18 protein-coding genes are annotated in these 18,332 nt (G+C 70.7%); 7 read left to right on the top strand and 11 right to left on the bottom strand.

Translation table 11 applies throughout. The features are described 5' to 3' along the window. Positions 1-14 precede the first annotated feature (14 nt). Positions 15-1,751, top strand: coding sequence for a cation:proton antiporter (locus AC4PMY_RS04685; protein WP_491622108.1), 1,737 nt, complete (start codon positions 15-17; stop codon positions 1,749-1,751). 232 nt (positions 1,752-1,983) lie between these two features. On the opposite strand, the gene AC4PMY_RS04680 is transcribed toward AC4PMY_RS04685, so the two are convergent. From AC4PMY_RS04680 to AC4PMY_RS04640, 9 genes are all read right to left on the bottom strand, one after another. Continuing rightward, complete coding sequence (locus AC4PMY_RS04680; RefSeq protein WP_121289549.1) at positions 1,984-2,223, bottom strand: hypothetical protein; 240 nt, start codon at positions 2,221-2,223, stop codon at positions 1,984-1,986. A gap of 113 nt (positions 2,224-2,336) precedes the next feature. Beyond that, positions 2,337-3,320 carry an SDR family NAD(P)-dependent oxidoreductase gene (locus AC4PMY_RS04675; RefSeq protein WP_192004623.1) on the bottom strand — a complete coding sequence of 328 codons (984 nt, stop codon included), beginning with the start codon at positions 3,318-3,320 and terminating at the stop codon, positions 2,337-2,339. Positions 3,321-3,423: 103 nt separating this feature from the next. Then, entirely contained in the window at positions 3,424-4,191 is a 768-nt protein-coding gene (locus AC4PMY_RS04670) for a polyprenol monophosphomannose synthase (RefSeq protein ID WP_491622107.1), read from the bottom strand. A 77-nt stretch (positions 4,192-4,268) separates the two neighbouring features. Beyond that, entirely contained in the window at positions 4,269-4,940 is a 672-nt protein-coding gene (locus AC4PMY_RS04665; protein ID WP_064294300.1) for a class F sortase, read from the bottom strand. Beyond that, positions 4,937-6,121, bottom strand: coding sequence for a glycosyl hydrolase family 8 (locus AC4PMY_RS04660; RefSeq protein ID WP_071259629.1), 1,185 nt, complete (start codon positions 6,119-6,121; stop codon positions 4,937-4,939). Before AC4PMY_RS04660 ends, AC4PMY_RS04665 begins: the two co-directional genes overlap by 4 nt. 2 nt (positions 6,122-6,123) lie before the next feature. Beyond that, entirely contained in the window at positions 6,124-6,972 is an 849-nt protein-coding gene (locus tag AC4PMY_RS04655) for a DUF4397 domain-containing protein (RefSeq protein ID WP_491622106.1), read from the bottom strand. Between the two features lie 80 nt (positions 6,973-7,052). Beyond that, positions 7,053-9,083 carry an ArnT family glycosyltransferase gene (locus AC4PMY_RS04650; RefSeq protein WP_491622105.1) on the bottom strand — a complete coding sequence of 677 codons (2,031 nt, stop codon included), beginning with the start codon at positions 9,081-9,083 and terminating at the stop codon, positions 7,053-7,055. Then, positions 9,080-10,600: a glycosyltransferase family 2 protein gene (locus AC4PMY_RS04645; RefSeq protein WP_491622104.1), complete on the bottom strand. Its 1,521-nt coding sequence runs from the start codon at positions 10,598-10,600 to the stop codon at positions 9,080-9,082. Before AC4PMY_RS04645 ends, AC4PMY_RS04650 begins: the two co-directional genes overlap by 4 nt. Then, on the bottom strand, positions 10,600-11,163 hold the full coding sequence (locus AC4PMY_RS04640) for a GtrA family protein (RefSeq protein ID WP_254628164.1): 564 nt from the start codon (positions 11,161-11,163) through the stop codon (positions 10,600-10,602). Before AC4PMY_RS04640 ends, AC4PMY_RS04645 begins: the two co-directional genes overlap by 1 nt. A gap of 399 nt (positions 11,164-11,562) precedes the next feature. Here AC4PMY_RS04640 and AC4PMY_RS04635 point away from each other — a divergent pair, with 399 nt between their 5' ends. The 4 genes from AC4PMY_RS04635 (at position 11,563) to AC4PMY_RS04620 (ending at position 14,048) form a co-directional block, all read left to right on the top strand. After that, complete coding sequence (locus tag AC4PMY_RS04635) at positions 11,563-11,925, top strand: DUF7882 family protein (protein WP_064294294.1); 363 nt, start codon at positions 11,563-11,565, stop codon at positions 11,923-11,925. Continuing rightward, complete coding sequence (locus AC4PMY_RS04630; protein ID WP_071259620.1) at positions 11,922-12,755, top strand: SDR family NAD(P)-dependent oxidoreductase; 834 nt, start codon at positions 11,922-11,924, stop codon at positions 12,753-12,755. The genes AC4PMY_RS04635 and AC4PMY_RS04630 overlap by 4 nt, the downstream gene beginning before the upstream one ends. A 71-nt stretch (positions 12,756-12,826) precedes the next feature. Beyond that, the gene (locus AC4PMY_RS04625) at positions 12,827-13,000 is read left to right on the top strand and encodes a hypothetical protein (protein ID WP_153303389.1); all 174 of its coding nucleotides are present in this window, start codon (positions 12,827-12,829) and stop codon (positions 12,998-13,000) included. Positions 13,001-13,058: 58 nt separating this feature from the next. Next, positions 13,059-14,048 carry an SDR family oxidoreductase gene (locus AC4PMY_RS04620; RefSeq protein ID WP_064294292.1) on the top strand — a complete coding sequence of 330 codons (990 nt, stop codon included), beginning with the start codon at positions 13,059-13,061 and terminating at the stop codon, positions 14,046-14,048. 35 nt (positions 14,049-14,083) lie between these two features. On the opposite strand, the gene AC4PMY_RS04615 is transcribed toward AC4PMY_RS04620, so the two are convergent. After that, positions 14,084-15,688, bottom strand: coding sequence for an AMP-binding protein (locus AC4PMY_RS04615; RefSeq protein ID WP_491622103.1), 1,605 nt, complete (start codon positions 15,686-15,688; stop codon positions 14,084-14,086). 72 nt (positions 15,689-15,760) lie between these two features. Here AC4PMY_RS04615 and AC4PMY_RS04610 point away from each other — a divergent pair, with 72 nt between their 5' ends. Together AC4PMY_RS04610 and AC4PMY_RS04605 are read left to right on the top strand one after the other, a co-directional pair. Then, positions 15,761-16,663, top strand: a complete 903-nt coding sequence (locus AC4PMY_RS04610; protein WP_071259617.1) for a hypothetical protein — start codon at positions 15,761-15,763, stop codon at positions 16,661-16,663. Between the two features lie 2 nt (positions 16,664-16,665). Further along, positions 16,666-17,328 carry a TMEM175 family protein gene (locus AC4PMY_RS04605; protein ID WP_064294289.1) on the top strand — a complete coding sequence of 221 codons (663 nt, stop codon included), beginning with the start codon at positions 16,666-16,668 and terminating at the stop codon, positions 17,326-17,328. Positions 17,329-17,484: 156 nt separating this feature from the next. On the opposite strand, the gene AC4PMY_RS04600 is transcribed toward AC4PMY_RS04605, so the two are convergent. Beyond that, entirely contained in the window at positions 17,485-18,258 is a 774-nt protein-coding gene (locus AC4PMY_RS04600) for a DNA-formamidopyrimidine glycosylase family protein (RefSeq protein WP_064294288.1), read from the bottom strand. Positions 18,259-18,332 lie beyond the last annotated feature (74 nt).

The raw sequence follows: 18,332 nt of genomic DNA, 5'->3' as shown, positions 1-18,332 counted from the left end.
ATAGCCTGATCGCTATGGAACTCGGGGTGTATGCGGTCGTCGGCATCGCGGTGATCGTGGCCGTCGCGGCCTTCTCCCGCAAGCTCGGTGTCGCCGCGCCGATCATCCTCGTGATCGTCGGCGTCGGGCTCTCGTACCTCCCGGGCGTGCCGGAGATCGAGGTCGAACCGGAACTCGTGCTCGACGTCGTCCTGCCGCCGATCCTCTACGCCGCGGCGATCAGCGTCCCGATCATGGACTTCCGCCGCAACCTCGCCACCATCACGAGCCTGTCCGTCGTGCTCGTCATCGTCACCGCCTTCGGTGCCGGCTTCCTCCTCTTCAGCCTCCTGCCGGACCTCAACCTGGCCGCCGCCATCGCCCTCGGCGCGATCATCAGCCCGCCCGACGCGGTCGCGGCGACGTCCATCGGACGCCGTCTCGGCCTCCCACCCCGCCTCCTGACGGTGCTCGAGGGTGAGGGGCTCGTGAACGACGCGACCGCACTCGTGCTCCTCCGATCGGCGAGCGCTGCGGCGGCCGGCGGCATGCTCACGCCGTGGGCGACGGTCGGCGACTTCGTCTACGCGGTCGTCCTGGCGATCGTCGTCGGCTTCATCGCCGGGTACGTCACCGTCTGGTTGCGGTCGAAGCTCAACGACTCCGTCCTCGACACCGCGATCTCCATCGCCGTCCCGTTCGTGGCGTTCATGCCCACCGAGGCGCTCGGCGGGTCCGGCGTGCTGGCCGTCGTCATCGCCGGCCTGTACACGGGACACGCGAGTTCGGCCGCGTTCTCGGCCCAGGCGCGGATCAGCGACCGCATCAACTGGCGGACCATCCAGTTCCTGCTCGAGAACGCCGTGTTCCTCCTCATCGGCCTCGAGATCCGCACCCTCATCGGCGCCGTCGACGCCGAGATCCTGTCGGTCGAGGAGTCCATCGGGATCGGTCTCGTCGCGACGGCCGCGCTCATCGCGCTGCGGTTCCTGTGGGTGGGCCCGCTGGTGCTCGGGCTCCGTGCACGAGAACGCTGGGCGGAACGCCAGACCCTGCAACGGTGGCTGTCGATGGGGTACTCGGAACGGTTCCCGAGACAGAACCGCCGATGGCACCGACGGCGGCGTCGGGAGCGCGCCTACGAGCGGCAGCGCGCCGATCTCGAGCAGTTGCGGCTGGAGCAGATCGACTGGCGAGACGGCGTGATCCTCAGTTGGTCGGGCATGCGCGGCGTCGTGACGCTCGCCGCCGCACAGTCACTGCCGCAGAGCACCCCGTACCGCGAGCAGCTCGTCCTCATCGCCTTCACGGTGGCCGTCGTGACGCTCGTCGTCCAGGGCGGTACGTTGCCGTGGCTCATCCGGCTGCTCAAGGTGCAGGGGATCGACGAGTCCGAGGACCGTCGCCAGCTCGCGACCCTCCTCGACGAGATCAGCTACGCGGGCATCAGCGTGCTGGAGGATCCGGCCTCGGCGGTCGGCATCGAGGAGGAGATCGACCCCGATCTGCTCGAACGCGTCAGACAGTCCACGTTCCTGCGGGCGGAAGCCGCCTGGGAACGCTCGCGCGAGTCGGTCTCGCCGAGTGAGACGCACGCAGAGACACCGCACCGGCTCTACCGCCAGCTCCGCCTCGCCGTCGTGCAGGCCGAACGCGAGCGGCTCCTCGACGCACGGGCGCGCGGCGCGTACCCGTCGCGCATCCTCGCCGAGGCGCAGACGATGCTCGACATCGAGGAGACGCGCCTGCGTCCGCCTCGCGCTGACCACTGACCGAGTGGGACCCGTCGGTTCACAACTCAGGAGCGCCCCCGCGTGTCGTCCGTCCGGACCGGACGGGAGGGCGGACACACCCGGGGCGTCCTGAGTTGTGAACGGTGGACTCGGTTGTGGGCGCGCGGTTGGCTGATGTCCACAACTCAGGAGTGGTCCGGCGCGTCGGCCATCCGCATGGGTGGGACGACGCGACGCGCCGGGGGCGTCCTGAGTTGTGGACCGGGTGCGGTCAGCTGTGCGGGCCGGGGTTGGTGATGTTCGCGACGCGCTCCGCCTCGCGCTCGGCCGCAGCGTCGCGTTCGGTCTCCGAACCGGGGTTCGTGATGTCGGCCTCGCCGCTCGCCGCCGGGTCGTCCTCGGTGACGTGCGGGCCGGGGTTCGTCGTGGACGCCACGCGCTCGGCCGCCGCGTCGTCGACGGCCTCGTCGTGCGGGCCCGGGTTGTTGATGTCGGCGTTCTGGTCACTCATGGGGTGCTCCTTCCGAGATCCGCCTGGGCGGTCTCCGTCTCGCGCATCGTCGCGCTGATCCGCTCTCACGGTAGGTCCGTGGGCGGGTGGCTGCAAGGGGTGGCGTCGGCCTATCAGTCGCGAGCGGCGAAGGCGTCGACCCCGGTGAGTTCGGCGGAGAGCGCCCAGAGGCGGGCCGCCTCCTCCGGATCGGTCGCGTGGTCGGCGACACCGGAGGCCGGGGAGACCGCGGTCTCGGCCGGGCCGGCGATGTCGCAGTCCTCGCAGAACACCCCGCCGAGGCCGTCGAGCGACGGCGAGGTCGCGGCCCAGACCTCCGTCGCGGCACCCTGCTCGGGCGACTTGAACCCCGAGACGAGGAGGTTGCCGTCGGCGTCGACCCAGCCGAGCGCCATCATCTCCTCGCGGGGCAGGTGCCGCTGCAGCGGCGTGAGGATGCCACCGGGGTGGACGGAGAACGCGCGGACGCCCTCCTCGGCACCGAGCGTGTCGAGCTGGAGGGCGAAGAGCGCGTTGGCGGTCTTCGCCTGCCCGTAGGCCTCCCACTTGTCGTAGCCGTGCTCGAACTGGACGTCGTCCCAGCGGATCCCCGAGCGCTTGTGGCCGCTGGAGGACAACGCGACGACCCGCGATGAACCGCCCTTGACGATGGCGGGCCAGAGGCGGTTGACGAGGGCGAAGTGGCCGAGGTGGTTCGTCGCGAACTGGAGTTCCCAGCCGGGACCGACACGCGTCTCGGGAGCCGCCATGACGCCCGCGTTCGTGATGACGAGGTCGATGCCCCGGCCCGTGGCGAGGAAGCGGTCGGCGAACGCCTCGACGCTCGCGAGGTCGGCCAGGTCGAGCTCGTCGACCTCCACACCGTCGATGCCGGCGAGTTCCTCGCGAGCGGTCTCCGGGCGCCGTGCCGGGACGATGACGTGGGCACCCGCGCCGACCAGGGCACGGACGGCCTCGCGGCCGATACCGGAGTAGCCGCCGGTGACGATGGCGAGCTTGCCGGTGAGGTCGATGCCCTCGAGCACCTCCGCCGCGGTGCTCGAGTGGCCGAAGCCGGAACCGATGGGGTGCTGCGGGGTGCGCGTGCGATTGGTCATGCCCTCACGCTACGACTCCGGGGAGGGCGGCGGAACCGGAAGGACCTGGGAAGATGTGCAGCCCTCGTCAGCCCGTGGTCGCCGCAGCCCGCGCCACCTGGTCTCAGCGGGTGGACAGCACACGCACGGATGGGAGCGGGTGGCCGTGCAGCAGCGCACGGACCTCCTGCAGGCGGCGACGCACGCCCCACATCGTGACCTTCTTGAGCGACTCGGAGACGATGCCGCCGCTCATCTTCGACTCGCCAGACACTCGCTCGGTGAAGACGATGGGCGTCTCCACGACCCGGAGCCCGCGCTGCAGCGCCCGCCAGAGGAGGTCGACCTGGAAGCAGTACCCCTGCGACGCGACGTCGGCGAGGTCGATCCGGCGCAATGCCTCGCTGCGGAACGCGCGGAACCCGCCGGTCGCGTCGGCGACACCGATCCCGAGGGCGAGTCGCGTGTAGAGGTTGCCGCCGCGACTCAGCGCGAGTCGGTGGGCGGGCCAGTTCTCGACGACGCCACCCGGGACCCAGCGCGAGCCGAGCGCGAGGTCGTGGTCGTCGAGGAGTCCGATCAGGCGGGGCAGGTCCTCGGGGTGGTGGGAGCCGTCCGCGTCCATCTCGACGATGACCTCGTAGCCGCGCGCGAGCGCCCAGGCGAAGCCCGCGAGGTACGCCCCGCCGAGTCCGTCCTTCACGGCCCGGTGGAACACGTGCACCTGCGGGTGCTGCGCGGCGAGCTGCTCGGCGAGGAACCCGGTGCCGTCGGGGGAGGAGTCATCCACGACGAGGATGTCGACCCCGGGGACGGCGAGCGTGCGGTTCACGATCGGCTGCAGGTTGTCGAGTTCGTTGTAGGTGGGGATGACGACGAGTGAGCGGTTCACGTCGGTTCCTTTCGGGTCGGTGGGAATGGTTCGGAGCGGGGCCGCGCCGCGACGGGCGCGCGGAGCAGGGAGCGGCGCTACGGGGTCGTGCCGACGAGCGACGCGAAGACGACGTAGTTGTTCGCGTAGGTGTTCGCGGCGTCGTCGAAGGGGCCGTTGCAGGTGATGAGCCGGAGCTGCGCGTCGGGCGTCGGCCCGTAGACCTCCTCGGTGGGGAAGGTCTTCTTCTCGACGTCGATGGCGCGGTCCACGGCGTACGTGGCGGTCGAGCCGTCGGACATCGTGACCGTCACCTGGTCGCCCGCCACGAGCTGCTTGAGGTGGACGAACACCGCCTCGCGGAGGGTCGTGTCGAGGTGGCCGGCGATGACCGCCGGCCCCACCTGGCCGGGCATGACGCCGGCGCGGTACCACCCGGCGTCCTCCCACTCGACGGGTGGCAGGAGGACACCCGACGCATCGCGTTCGAGCGGTTCGACCGCCGCGTCGACCCCGATGGACGGGATCTGCACCCGGCTCACGCTCAGCGCGCTGACATCGGCCGCCGGCGCCTGGGCGACCGGGTCCTGCTTCGCGCCGGCGGCGCCACGGTCGGCCGCCTCCGAGGAGGTGATGGGGCCGTCGGCGGCGTTCGGCGAGGTCGGCGTCTGCCCGGCGTGCGTCGTGGCGCAGCCCGAGAGGGCGAGCGCCGTGAGGAGCGCTGCGGCGGCGGCGAGCGTGCCGATCCGACGGCGCTGTGCGCGGATCATGAGGTGGCTCCCTCGGTGAGCGGTGGACACCCGTCCAGCTCACCGGTCGTGAGCATCATCGGTGCGAGGGCTGCCCAGGCGGCGCCGAAGTAGCTCGGCACCTCCTGCGCGAGTTCGTCGGCGGCCCGGAGGTCGTCCGCCGACTCCGGCAGGTTGCCCACGGCGGCGCGCGCGGCCGCTCGGGCCTGGAGGGCGAGCGGGTGCACGTCCGAGGTCAGCGGTGATCCGCCGAGATCGGTCTCCGCACGCAGCTCCTTCGAGCGCGCGAGGGTCGAGGCGAGGCGGGCGGCCGTCGCCCGGTCGGCGGTGTCGCACGACTCGGCGTAGCGGATCGGGAGCCGGGCCGCGTCGTAGCCGTAGCGGACGCTCTGCCCGGTCCCTGCCGCACCCGGCATGGCGTCGACGGTGCCGTCGGCGTGCACCTGGGCCCAGTCGGGCGGGAGCGGGCTCTCGTCGAGCAGGGTGGTCGTGACCGCCGCGGAACCCGCCTGCAGTTCGGCCCACCGCGGGTCACCGGTCGCCGCACCCAGCACCGAGAAGGCGACGGGGGAGGCATAGGACGGGTTGTACGCGTAGGGCTCGGTCGCAGCGGCCCAGACACCGGGCAGCAGGATCCGGCCCGCGGCGGTCTCGGCGGTCATGCGGTCCGCGATCACACCGGCGAGCGTGACGCCGGCCTCGGTGAACCGCGGCTCGTCGAACCGGGTGCCGGCGACGACGAGCGCGCGGGCGGCGTCGAGGTCCGCATCGCTGGCGGGTTCGTCGTCGACGACCTCGCCATCGCGCCACTGCCAGGCGAGCAGCCCGTCGGGCCGCTGCAGGTGCTGCTCGGTCCAATCCCAGATCTCGGTGAAGGACTGCTCGTCCCCGACCCCGGCCGCGACGAGCAGTCCGTAGGCCTGCCCTTCGCTGACCGTGTCGTCACCCTGGTCCCGGCGCACGACGCGGCCGTCGTCGACCCAGTCGGTAAGGAAGGCGTCGGCGGCCTCGGTGGTGGTCCGGTCCGTGACCGTCGAGGTCGGACCAGGCTGACCGTCGGCGTCGGTCGCGCCGGGTGACGCCGCGGTCGGGCCCTGGAGGAGGTTCGCCGGGAACCCGGTAGCCAGGGAGGCGATCACGGCGGTCGCGGTGGCCGCGGCGACCGCGGTCGCGGCGATACCGATCGTCTTCTTGGCACTCATGGTCAGCTCACCGCCGTCCCGAGGTCGCGCACGAGCCGGGCGAGCTTCGTGTCGAGGTCGTCGAGGACGCCCCGCAGCGTCGACGACTGCTCGGCGAGTCCACCACCACCGGTCTCCACCGGGCCCTCGGGGGCGTCGCCGGCGGCTGAGCTGTCGAGGACGGGCATGAGGGTGACGCCACCCGCGGCGTTGTCGAGCACGAAGAGCGTGCTCACGGTGCCGGGGGCGAGGTTCACGGAGGCTTCCGCCGCCTGCTTGCCGCCGGTCAGCTCGAGATCCCACGGGCCTGCTGGGACGCTCGCGTAGTCGGTCGCCGTCCCGGTGGTGGCGCCCTTCGCGATCGGCATGCCGGTCGAGGTGCTGACGTCGACGCTCGTGACGTCGGTCGACGCCTGGATCAGCCGGATGCGCGCCGCACCCTCGGCCGGACCGGTGAGGTCGTCCTCGAACACCTTCGTCTGCAGGTCCTTGTTGGGACCGTAGGCGGCGACGGTGGCCGCCTCCCCGGCGGTGATGGTCACGTTGGTGCTGATGACCGGCTTCGTGCTGTCGGGCGACCCGGCGGGCACCATCGACACCACGTAGGTGCCGGCGGCCAGATCGGTGTAGGGGGAGACCTGGCCGTAGGCGACGTCGTCGAGTTCGAACACGGTCGCGCCGCCGGAGAGTGCCGACAGCTTGACGTCGACGGTCTTGGTGTCGGCCGAGAGGTGGCCGACGCGGATCCAGCCGGAGCCTGAGGCCTCGGTGGTGGCGGCGCTCGCGGCGGTGGTGCCGAAGCCGATGAGCGCTGCCGTCGCGACGGCGGCGAGGCCGCTGAGGGCGAGTCGCCTGGTGGTGGTGGTTCGCATGGTGGAACTCCTGTTCTTCGGGTGGGTCGGGGTTTCGGGTGGCCCGGGCGTCCGGCTCGAGCCGGTGCTCGGGAAGGTGGTCAGCGCACGATGTCGGGTTCGACGATCGAGTAGGTGACCCGCACGCCGGCCGCCGTCTGCTCGACGCGGTCGGCCGCGTAGTCGCCCTGGATCGAGCGGATGGAGTCGGCCAGACGGCCGTCGCCCACCTCGGTGCCGGTGCGGAGCACCATCGTCCGACGCACGTCGCCCGTCTCGCCGTCGAGCACCGGGATGCTCTCGAGCCGGACCGGCGTCGTGGCGAGTACCTGGCCGAGCGCCAGGAGGGCGCGGGAGTCGAGCTGGCCGTCGCTGAGGGTCTGCGCGGCCTCCGCCGAGACGCTGAGCGAGGGGTTCAGCAGGAGCTGCGCACCGAGGGCCGCCCGAGCCGCCGTGCGCCCGGCAGCCTGTTCGGCCGCCGCGTCGAGACCGTCGGCGTCGATGCGGCGGACCTCGACGGCCTGCGTCCCGGAGCCGAAGGTCGCGACGAGCTCGGAGTTGTCGATCGCACCCTTCACCTCGGGGAAGGTGGTCGGGAAGGTCCGCATCGAATCGGTCGTGACGATGTAGTCGGCATCGCGCCAGCCGTTGGGCGACTGGGCCTGGACGGCGGAGTCGGTGTCCATCTTGTAGTACCAGATGACGTTGTCACGATCGAAACCGCTCTCGACGAGGTCGACCCACATCGCGTCGTCGACGATCACGCGGGACTCCTTCGGCACATTGGTCTGGACCCACTGCTGGGCCTGCCGGACCGGCTTGTCGAGGTCGGCGAGGAGGAAGCCGCGGAGCTGGGTCGTCGTGTTGGGGACGGCGACGACGGCTGCAGCGAGCACCGCGGCGACCCAGACGGCTCCGGCAGCACGTCCGCCGAGGAGACGACGGCGCTGCGCTCCGGCCTCGACGGTCGAGCGGCGACGGAACCGGCGGATGGCGGCGCCGGTCACGCCCATGATGAGGATCGCCATGAACGGCAGCAGCATGATGACGTACGGCACCGGCAGGTAGCCGCCCGGGCGCAGCATGAACAGGCCGAGGAAGACGGTCATCGCGGCGATGACACGCAGTCGCGAGATGAAGAGCCCGGCGACGGCGGCCACCGCTCCGGCGACGAGGAGTGCCGCGTCCAACTGCCACCACATGCCGAGGGTCCTCGCCGACAGGCTCTCCGGGTCGAACAGCGACCCGCTCGTGACGCGGGATCCGAGCTGGAAGAAGACGCCACCGAGGAGGCTCACCCGGTCAGGGCCGGGGATGAGTTCGCCCTTGATGGCGGCGAAGAGCACGTAGGTGAAGCCGATGACGACGACGATGGTCGCGGCGACCGGCAGCGTGTACCGGCGGGTCTCCTTCCGAGCCGCGCGCCACATGGTCCAGGCGAGGAAGGGCAGGGCGAGCAGGAAGGTCTCCTTGCTCAGCACGGCGATGCCGAACGCGGCGGCGGCACCCGCGAAGCCGACGAGCTGGTGCTTGCGGCTCGTCGCGAGGATGAAGGCGCCGAGGAGCCAGGGCACCGCGACGTTGTCGAGGTAGACGGTGCGGTGGAACTGCACGGCGAGCGGTGAGATGGCGAACACGAGTGCGGCGACGGCGGCCATGGCCCGGCTGAGGTGCAGTCGGCGGGCGAGGACCCACACGAGCACGACGGCGATGAGCGTTGCGACGACCATGGCCTCACGTGCCGCGATCACGGCGATGTCGTAGCGGTCGAACGCACCGGTCAACCCCGTGTAGGCCGCGATCTGCAGCCAGCCGAGCGGCGGGTGGTCGTACCAGTAGGTGTAGTGGGCGAGTTCGCCGAGCTTCAGGACACTCCACGCCTGGGCGGTGTAGGTGCCCTCGTCGTCGATGCGCTGCGGGGAACCGCCCAGGTTCATCGCCTGCACGACGGCGGCGATGGCGAGCACGGGCAGGAGGAAGGCCAGGGTGCGACCGTGGCGTGAGAGCCAGCGGCGCACGACGCCGGGGCCTCGCTTCGTCGGTGGCCCTGAGGCGAGCCAGCCGAGGCGGTCGCTCTCCAGGTGGAGCTCTGGTCGGCCGGGGGCGGCCGGGCGTTCGAGGATGCCGGTCATCGGGTTGCTCCGTTCTGGAGGACGAGCTCGGGTGCGCGGTCGGGCAGGTCGACGGAGACGGGAGCGGCCTCGGTGGCATCGGCGACCTCCTCGCTGCGATGGGCGCCGGTGTGTTCCGTCTTCTCCCAGGAGTGGTCGCCCTTCCACTCGCGGAAGACGGAGCGGACGGCGGCCAGGCCGAGGAAGATCTGGTACGGGAAGGTGCCGAGGATCAGCCGGGCGTAGTCACGGAGGCGGACCTTCTGGCCGTAGAGGCGACCGAACTCACCGAGCCCGGAGGCTTCCACCGCAAGGGTGACGATCGTCGGCGCGAGCGGGATGAAGGTGAGGAGGGCGATCGGCGCGGGCACCTTCGCGAACAACACCAGCAGGACGGAGACGGGGATGAGGAGGCCGGTCGCTGCCTGGAGGAACGGCATCGACAGCAGGTAGCGGGCGAACATGCGCTGACGGAACGTCGGCAGCTTGCGCCACTCGCCCTTCTTCAGGACCTGCAGGAACCCCTGGTTCCAGCGTGTGCGCTGCTTGTAGAGCGACTGCAGGGTGCCGGGCGTCTCCTCGCGGGTGACGACCTCGGGGCTGTAGGCCACGACGACCGTCGCGCCGGCGCTCGAGAGTCGGACGCCGAGCTCGCAGTCCTCGGCGAGGCAGCCGTCGTCCCAGCCCTCCGACCAGTCGAGCCAGGTCTTCTTCACGAACACGGTATTGCCGCCGAGCGGGATGAAGCGGGAGTTCGCGTGGAAGTGCAGGCGCGACCGGAACCAGAAGTAGTACTCGAGCACGTTCCGCAGCGACCACCAGCTGGACTGGAAGTTCATGAGCTGCACGCCGCCCTGGACGACGTCGGCGCCGCTCTCCGTGAAGCGCGAGTCCACGAGGGTGAGCAGGCGCGGATGCACCTCGTCCTCGGCGTCGAACACGCCCACGACGTCGCCACGGGCGATCTGCAGCGCCCGGTTGAGGGCCTTGGGCTTGTTCTTCGGCACGCTGTCGTCGACGACCACTGTGATGAGGTCGGGGTGCCGTGCAGCGGCCTCGCGGACGACGCGCTCGGTCCCCGGGTCATCGTGGCCCACGATCGCGATGATCTCGAAGTCGGGGTGGTCCTGTTCGGCGAGGCGGTCGAGGGTCTGACCCATGACCTCCTCCTCATGCCGACCGGGGACGAGCAGGGTGAAGGAGTGCTTGGCGGGCAGCGGGACCGCGGCGAACCCGGTGTTCTTCAGGTGGCCGGTCGACCGCCAGGCGTGGAGCATCCAGTAGAGCGTGGTCACGGCGATGATCGTCAGCGCGGCGGCGAACAGCAGCATGGTGCCGTAGCCGAGCCATTCGCCGATGCTCCAGGAGCCGGGGTCGGCCGCCGACGCCGGGTCCACCAGGGTGCCGCGGTTCGGCAGCGGTTCCGTGGGTGCCGCGGGTTGGGGGGTCAGCAGGGGAGCGGGCTCGTCCGCGGATGCGAACGGTCGGGAGGGGATGAGCGCGAGCGCTTCGAGCAGCGGTGCGAGTGCAGGTGCCATCAGGACAGGCCTCCAGAGGTCGGCAGTGCGTGGGTCGGTGCGGATCGACGAGTGGTCGTGGTGCGCGGTGCGGCGGCGGGTGCCGGCGCGGCCGGGCTCGAAACGGAGGTTTCCTGCGACGTCGTGCTTCGACGGCGACTGGTCGCCGAATCGGCGGGTCGGAAGACGACGAACCGATAGGCGAGGAAGCGGAACACCATGCCGAGGACGAGTCCGACGCCGTTGCCCGCGATGTTGTCGGCGAGCGGGGTGGTGTAGCCGAGGACGTAGTGCGAGACGAACAGACAGCCCGCGGCGATCCCGAGGCCAAGGACGTTCATGAGCGCGAAGAGGGCGCCCTCCTTCCACACCGCGCGGCGGTGCTCGGTCCGGAAGGTCAGCGCCCGGTTGCCGAGCCAAGCGACGACCGTGGCGACGGCGACGGAGATCACCTTCGCTCCGATCGGCTTGTCGTCGAGCACGGTGAACCTCAGGAGGTTGTACACACCGACGTCCACGACGAACGCGGTGCCGCCGACGAGGCCGAAGGTGACCAGCTGGGAGACGAGCTTGGGCAGTCGCAACGGCTGGCGTGCACGGCGTGGACGTGTTCCCGGAGCGACGGATCGTTCGGGAAAGGACGGCTGGCTCGGGTGCACGACGGAAGATTCGGGCTTCACGGTCATGCACGCCGTTCGGGGGCAGTGGGAAGCGCGGTTTGGTCGAGGCGGCCGCAGCTCAGGGCTTTGCCAGGTTCATGAAACAGGGCCGAAATACCTTGATTTTCTGCGGAAGTTGACGTACTCGCGAGGCCGTGGGGGACAACACCGCGGACCCCTGAACTGGGCTGCCGCCCGCCCGTCAACCGGCACGACGGCGATCCCTCGGTCGCCTACGATGGGGGCAACGCCCGGTGTGCTCGGGCGTCGCGTCGCCCTGATTCCCGGGTGCGCGAGGACGACCGGCACAGAGGGAGACATCTGGTGGGAAAGCTGATCTACGGGAGTTCATCGCGTGAGCTCGAACTCGACGACCGGATGCTCGCGCATGTGAAGTCGATCGCGGTCATGAAACTGCGGCGCAACGAGTCCTTCACGATCTCCTGGCCGCGCTCGCTCGAGACCGGTGGCGGACGCGTGACGATCTGGGTGCACCCGTCGATCTCGCTGCAGTTCGAGTTCGACCAGGAGCAGCGTCCCGAGCTCAACCGCAGCTGGCTCGAGTCGATGATGCAGGACGCCAACAAGACCGGCGACCTCGCGATCGGCCGTGAGGTCCCCGACATCGACGAGCGGGCGCGCCCGACCAACGTCAGCGAGCCCCGCCCCCGGAAGTCGTCCGCGTGAGCGATCGGGTGATCGTCCTCACCGGTGCGAGCGACGGCATCGGCGCTGCGGCTGCGAAGGCGTTGACGGACGCGGGCGAGCAGGTCGTGGTGGTCGGGCGGTCACCGGAGAAGACGGCAGCCGTCGCGCGACGGATCGGGGCTGCATCGTTCATCTGCGACTTCGCCGAGCTGGCACAGGTTCGCCTCCTCGCCGAGCATCTCCTCGAGCAGTACCCGCGGATCGACGTCCTCGCCAACAACGCCGGCGGCATCTTCGGTGCCGACCGCCGGGTCACGACGGACGGCCATGAGCAGACGTTCCAGATCAACTACCTGGCACCCGCGCTCCTCACCCATCTCCTGCTGGACCGCCTCGTCGAGTCCGAGGCGACGGTCATCAACACCTCGAGCGTCGCCAACCGCCTGTTCGGGAAGCTCGACCTCGACGACCTCGATGCCGAACGCTCCTATTCGCCCACGCGCGCCTACGGCAACGCGAAGCTCGCGCAGATCCTCTTCACGAAGGAGCTCGACCGCCGGTACGGCCCGCGCGGCCTGTCCGCGGCGGCGTTCCACCCGGGGGTCATCTCGACGAACTTCTCCAGCTCGCCCGACGGCGCGATGCGGTTCCTCTATGCGAACCCGCTCGGGCGTCGCCTGCTGAACACCCCCGAGGAGGGCGCCGACACGCTCTTCTGGCTGGCCGAGAGTCAGCCGGGACTCGACTGGACCTCGGGCGGCTACTTCGCGAAGCGGAAGCCCGCACGCACGAACAAGCTCGCCGCCGACGTCGCCCTCGCCCGCGGGCTCTGGGAACGGACCGAGGAGATGCTCGCCGAGCACCGCTGAGCGGTCCCGCCGGTTCACCGCAGCGGCTCCCGCGTCCCCGGGTCTTGGTGACGGGAGCCTAGGCTGGTGGGATGCGATGGAACGAATGGACGACGGCGCTCGTCGTCGCCGGGGTCCTCGCCCTCGCCGCGGTGCTGATGCTCCTGATCCTCGGACCCGAGGCGCCTGTCGTGTGGGGACTCGTCTCCGGGGTGCTGCTCGCCCTCGTCGTCGGTGCCATGGCGTTCGTCAAGCGCGAGCGCTGACTGGGGCGATCCTGAGAAGGCCTGGGCGAGTCGGGCGACGGTGCGCGAGGATGGACCAATGACGACGAAGCGCATCCTGTTCATCGGCGGCAGTGGCATCATCTCCTCGGCATCGGTCGCCAGAGCGGTGTCGCTCGGCCATGACGTCACCGTCCTGAACCGCGGCCTGTCCCACGTCCGCCCCCTCCCCGAGGAGGTCGAGCTCCTCCGCGCGGACGTGCGCGACACCGACGCGGTGACCGAGACGCTCGGCTCGCGCGAGTTCGACGTCGTGGCGCAGTTCACCGCGTTCACGCCACCGCAGGTGCAGGCGGACATCGACCGGTTCGCCGGTCGGATCGGCCAGTACGTGTTCATCAGCTCCGCATCCGCATACCAGAAGCCGCCACAGCGCCTGCCCGTGGTCGAGTCGACGCCGCTCAGGAACCCGTTCTCCCAGTACGCGCGCGACAAGATCTCCTGCGAGGACGTCCTCGTCCACGCTTACCGCGAAGAGGGGTTCCCGGCGACGATCGTGCGCCCGTCGCACACCTACGACCGCACGCTCATCCCGACGATGGGCCGACGCACCGACCTCGACCGCATGCGCGCGGGCAAGCCGGTGGTCGTGCACGGCGACGGGACGACCCTCTGGACCATCACCCACACCGCGGACTTCGCGGTCGGGTTCGTCGGCCTGCTGGGTCGCCGCGACGTGCTCGGGGAGGCCTTCCACATCACGGGCGACCACGCACCGAGCTGGAACGACATCACCCGGTGGATCGCGGAGGCGGCGGGCGTGGAGGCCGACATCGTGCACGTGCCGTCCGACGTCATCGCGGAGGTCCACCCACCGCTCGGGCCGACGCTCCTCGGCGACAAGGCGTTCCCGATGGTCTTCGACAACACGCGCATCCGCAGTCTCGTCCCGGAGTTCCGGCCCACCATCCCGTTCTGGGACGGCGCGGCGGAGATGGTCGCGTTCCACGACGCGAACCCGCACTGGCAGCCGGCCGAACCGGAGCTCGACGCGGCCTTCGACCGGATGGTCGCCGCCGTCGGGCGCTGAGCCCGTCGACAAGCTCAGGGACCGGCGGGTGCGGCTCAGGGACCGGCGGGGGTGGCCTCCGCGGCCCGGAGGTCCTTCCGGAGGATCTTGCCCGACGCCGACTTCGGGATGGCGTCGACGAAGGCCACGCGCCGGATCTTCTTGTGCGGGGCGACCCGCTCCGTGACCCACGCCATGAGCGCCTCGGCCGTGACGTCCTGGCCCGCTTGCAGGACCACGAAGGCCTTCGGCACCTCCTGGCCCTCATCGTCGAGCACCCCGATGACGGCCGCGTCGGCGATCGCCGGGTGGCCGAGCAGCAGCGCCTCGAGCTCCGCCGGGGCCACCTGGTAGCCGTGGTACTTGATGAGCTCCTTCAACCGCTCGATGATGCGCACGGTGCCGTCACCGCGGACCGTCGCGATGTCGCCGGTGTGGAGGAAGCCGTCGGTCTCGAGGGTCTCGCGAGTGGCCTCCTCGTTGCCGAGGTACCCGAGCATGACGTTCGGCCCCGCGCAGAGCAGCTCGCCCGCCGCGCTCTCCTCGTCCGAGCCCTCGGCCGGGTAGTCCACCTCGGCGCCGGTCTCGGGATCGACGATCCGGCACTGCATGTTCGGCAGCGTCGTGCCGACGCTGTCGAGCGACGCCCCCTCGGCCTGGAACGCGATCGCGTGGCTGACCGGGCTGAGTTCCGTCATGCCGTAGCCCTGCCGCATCCGACAGCCGAGGCGCTCCTCGACCGCCCGCCCGAGCGTCGCGTCCAGCGGTGCCGCACCCGAGAAGATCGTGTGGACGCTCGAGAGGTCGAACTCGTCGACGAGCGGGTGCTTCGCGAGTGCCACCGCGATCGGCGGGGCGATGAACACGTAGCTGCACCGGAAGTCCTGGATGATCCGGAGGAACTCAGCCAGGTCGAACCGCGGCATGGTCACGAGGGAGGCCCGCCGCGACAGCGCGAGGTTGAGCAGCACCGTCATGCCGTAGATGTGGAAGAACGGCAGGACCGCGAGGATCCGGTCGTCGGCGACCATGCCGAGCTGCGGGATCGACTGCTGCACGTTCGCGACGAGGTTCCGATGCGAGAGCATCACGCCCTTCGGCCGACCCGTCGTGCCGGAGGAGTAGGGCAGCACCGCCACGTGCGTGGCCGGGTCGAACGAGACGTCCGGCGCGGGGAGGCGGCGCATGAGGAGGTCGCTCAGCGACGCGTGCCCCTCGGCGCCGTCGAGGACGACGACGCGGTCGGAGGGGATGCCGCAGGCGCTCGCCGCAGCCCAGGCCTGGGGGAGCAGCGGCGAGACGGTGAACAGCATCGTCGCGCCGGCGTCGCGCAGCTGCGCCTCGATCTCCTCGGCGTTGTAGAGGCCGTTCACCGTCGTCGCCGTCGCGCCCGCGCGCAGGATGCCGTGGAACACGGTCGCGAAGGCGGGGACGTTCGGCGCGTGGAGGGCGACGACGTCGCCGACCCCGATGCCGGCCGCCGCGAGGGCGCCGGCCAGGGCGTTGATCTGGCCGATGAGCTGTCGATAGCTCGTCTCGGCGCCGGTCGTGCCGTCGCGGAGGGCGATGCGGTCGAGGTCGCTCGGGGCGATGCCGCCGAACAGGGCGTCGTAGACACTCACGTCGGGGATCTCGACGTCGGGATGCGGGCTGGTGAACACGAGTGATCTCCTTCGAACACCGGTGATGGTGGAGTGAGTCTATCCACGCCGGGTGCTCGTTAGGCTGAACCCGTGAACGCGTCCCGCCCCATCCTCGGTCTCCTGCTCGACGTCGACGGCCCCATCGCCAGTCCGATCACTCGGACGATCAACCTCCCGAGCATCGCGCAGGACCTCGCGACGCTCGCGAACGCCGGGGTCCCGATCGCCTTCAACACCGGGCGGAGCGACGCGTTCCTCCGCGAGGTGGTCGTCCCACCGCTCCTGGCCGCCGGGCTCGCGGACGACGTCCGGCTCTACGGCATCTGCGAGAAGGGTGCCGTGTGGTTCGGCTTCTCGGCGGCCGGGGTCGACGAGCTGAGCCTCGATCAGGACGTCGCGATGCCGGAGGGCTACGGCGACGCCATCGAACGCCTCGTCGACGAACGGTACGCCGAGACGGTGTTCTTCGACCACACCAAGCGCGCAATGGTCTCGGTCGAGCAGCACGTCGAGGTGCCGGCAGCGGACTACGCCCTCGTGCGGAAGCACTTCGACGACGACGCCCGAGCCGAGCTCGTCCGACGCGGGTTCGGCGTCGATCACGCCCCCGGCCGCTACCCGGACGACGCCGGCCTCGTGCAGTACCGCATCGATCCCACGATCATCTCCACCGACATCGAGTCGGTCCGGCTCGGCAAGGACCTCGGCGCCGAGCGCGCGCTCGAACTCCTCGAAGCCGACGGTGGTGCGCTCCCACTCGCCTGGCGCACGGTCGGCGACTCCCGGAGCGACTACGCGATGGCCGACTGGTTGTTCGAGCACGGGTACGAGGTCGCGCACGTGGACGTCCGTCCCGCCGACGGCGTCCCCGAGAAGCCCTACCCGGTGCTGACCCACCCGACGCTCATCCACGACGAGGCCGGCGCGGCCTTCCTGGCCCGCTGGGTCGCCATGGTGCAGGGGACCGCGACCGACGACGCCGACGTGAGCTGACCATGGCCGGCGACGAGGGACGTCCGACGGGCCGCCGTCGACCCGGTCCGACGACGGAGCGCGGGCTCGACCGCGTCGTCAACTTCAGCGACGCCGTCGTCGCGATCGCGATCACGCTGATCATCCTCCCGCTCGTCGACCTCGCCCAGGAACACGACGACGGCTCCGTGGTCGCGTTCTTCGGCCACAATTGGACCGGCCTCGCCGCGGCCGCGCTGAGCTTCGTCGTCATCGCCAACTTCTGGCGCGACCACCACCGCCTGTTCGAGCGCACCGCCGGATACTCGACGCGGCTCGTGACCCTGAACTTCGTCTGGCTCGCCGGGATCGTGTTCCTGCCGCTGCCGACGGTGCTCCTCTTCGACGGGACGGGCGACGACCGCGGAGCCCCCACGCTCTACATCGCGACGATGCTCGTCTCGATGGTCGCGGTACGACTCCAGCAGGTGGTCGTCGAGCGGGACGGGCTGCTCAGCGAGGAAGCGGCAGCTGCGCCGCGCCAACCATGGGTGCTCGTGTGGTTCCCGACCGGCCTGATGCTGCTCGCCGGCGTCCTGGCCGCGACGGTGCCGGGGCTCGGCGCCCAGGCGCTGTACCTCCTACTGCTGTCGATCCCGATCGGGTGGATCGGCAGTCGGCGGCACCGGGCCGACCCCGGTTCCTGAGCCCGTTCCGGTCCCTGAGTCCGTTCCGGTCCCTGAGCCTGTCGAAGGGCGGAGTGGGTCCGTCGGGGCTGCACTTCGACAGGCTCAGTGACCGGTGGTGGTGGGCTCGCTCGGTGACCGGCGGGGCGGCTCGGTGGCCGGCGCTACGCCGTCGGGTCAGGTCTGGCAGTGGGGACACCAGTAGGTGTCGCGGAGGGCGGTCGGGTCGGCGCCGAGCTTGCCCCGCTGGATCCGGGTGCCGCACCGCAGGCAGCGCTGGCCGTCGCGCCCGTATACCCAGGTCTTCCGGCCGGGCCTCGTGTCGCCCGTCGTGACCCGGTTGCGGCGGTCGCGGTTGGCGTTGATGAGCCGGTAACCGAGTCGGACGGCACCCGGCAGGTCGACCTCGGCGGTGGGTCGCGTCGGCAGGACGCCGCGGATGAAGCACAGCTCGTTGACGTACTCGTTGCCGAGTCCGGCGAGGTTGCGCTGGTCGAGCAGCGCGACGTGGATCTCGCGGCCGTCGGCCTCGAGGTTGTGGATGGCACGCTCCTCGTCCCAGTCCGGACCGAGGAGGTCGGGACCGAGCCAGCCGAAGCGCTCCTCGTCCTCGCGGGAGGGGAACACCTCGACGAGGCCGAGTTCGAACCCGACCGTCACCCAGTGCTGCGTCGACACGATCGCGCGCGCCTTCCAGGCCGGCCGCCGCCAGTGCTCGCCCGGCTGATAGACGTGCCACAGCCCCTCCATCTTGAGGTGCGTGTGGAGGGTGTGGTCGCCGATGTGGTGCAGGAGGTGCTTGCCGCGCGGGATGACGTCGTGGACGACGTCGCCCCGGAGGTCGACGGTCGCGAAGGCGGGCACCCGCAGGTCGAAGCCGGTGACGACCTCGCCGGCGAGCGCCTGCCGCAACCGGTGCGCGGCTTGGAAGACCGTGTCACCCTCTGGCATGAACCGCTCCGTCCGTTCCGGCTACGGTGCCACCGGCAGGGTGTCCGGCGCAACCCGTGGCGGAACGGTAGCGC

The sequence above is a fragment of the Plantibacter sp. MDV22-iso1 genome (genome assembly GCF_058408345.1).
Note: the sequence above shows the minus strand (reverse complement) of the source record. Positions and strands in the feature narration are given on the sequence as shown.

Coding starts and splice junctions, on each gene's coding strand:
- AC4PMY_RS04685 (WP_491622108.1), top strand. CDS start 15: ATGGAACTCGGGGTGTATGCGGTCGTCGGCATCGCGGTGATCGTGGCC.
- AC4PMY_RS04680 (WP_121289549.1), bottom strand. CDS start 2,223: ATGAGTGACCAGAACGCCGACATCAACAACCCGGGCCCGCACGACGAG.
- AC4PMY_RS04675 (WP_192004623.1), bottom strand. CDS start 3,320: ATGACCAATCGCACGCGCACCCCGCAGCACCCCATCGGTTCCGGCTTC.
- AC4PMY_RS04665 (WP_064294300.1), bottom strand. CDS start 4,940: ATGATCCGCGCACAGCGCCGTCGGATCGGCACGCTCGCCGCCGCCGCA.
- AC4PMY_RS04660 (WP_071259629.1), bottom strand. CDS start 6,121: ATGAGTGCCAAGAAGACGATCGGTATCGCCGCGACCGCGGTCGCCGCG.
- AC4PMY_RS04655 (WP_491622106.1), bottom strand. CDS start 6,972: ATGCGAACCACCACCACCAGGCGACTCGCCCTCAGCGGCCTCGCCGCC.
- AC4PMY_RS04650 (WP_491622105.1), bottom strand. CDS start 9,083: ATGACCGGCATCCTCGAACGCCCGGCCGCCCCCGGCCGACCAGAGCTC.
- AC4PMY_RS04645 (WP_491622104.1), bottom strand. CDS start 10,600: ATGGCACCTGCACTCGCACCGCTGCTCGAAGCGCTCGCGCTCATCCCC.
- AC4PMY_RS04625 (WP_153303389.1), top strand. CDS start 12,827: ATGCGATGGAACGAATGGACGACGGCGCTCGTCGTCGCCGGGGTCCTC.
- AC4PMY_RS04620 (WP_064294292.1), top strand. CDS start 13,059: ATGACGACGAAGCGCATCCTGTTCATCGGCGGCAGTGGCATCATCTCC.
- AC4PMY_RS04605 (WP_064294289.1), top strand. CDS start 16,666: ATGGCCGGCGACGAGGGACGTCCGACGGGCCGCCGTCGACCCGGTCCG.
- AC4PMY_RS04600 (WP_064294288.1), bottom strand. CDS start 18,258: ATGCCAGAGGGTGACACGGTCTTCCAAGCCGCGCACCGGTTGCGGCAG.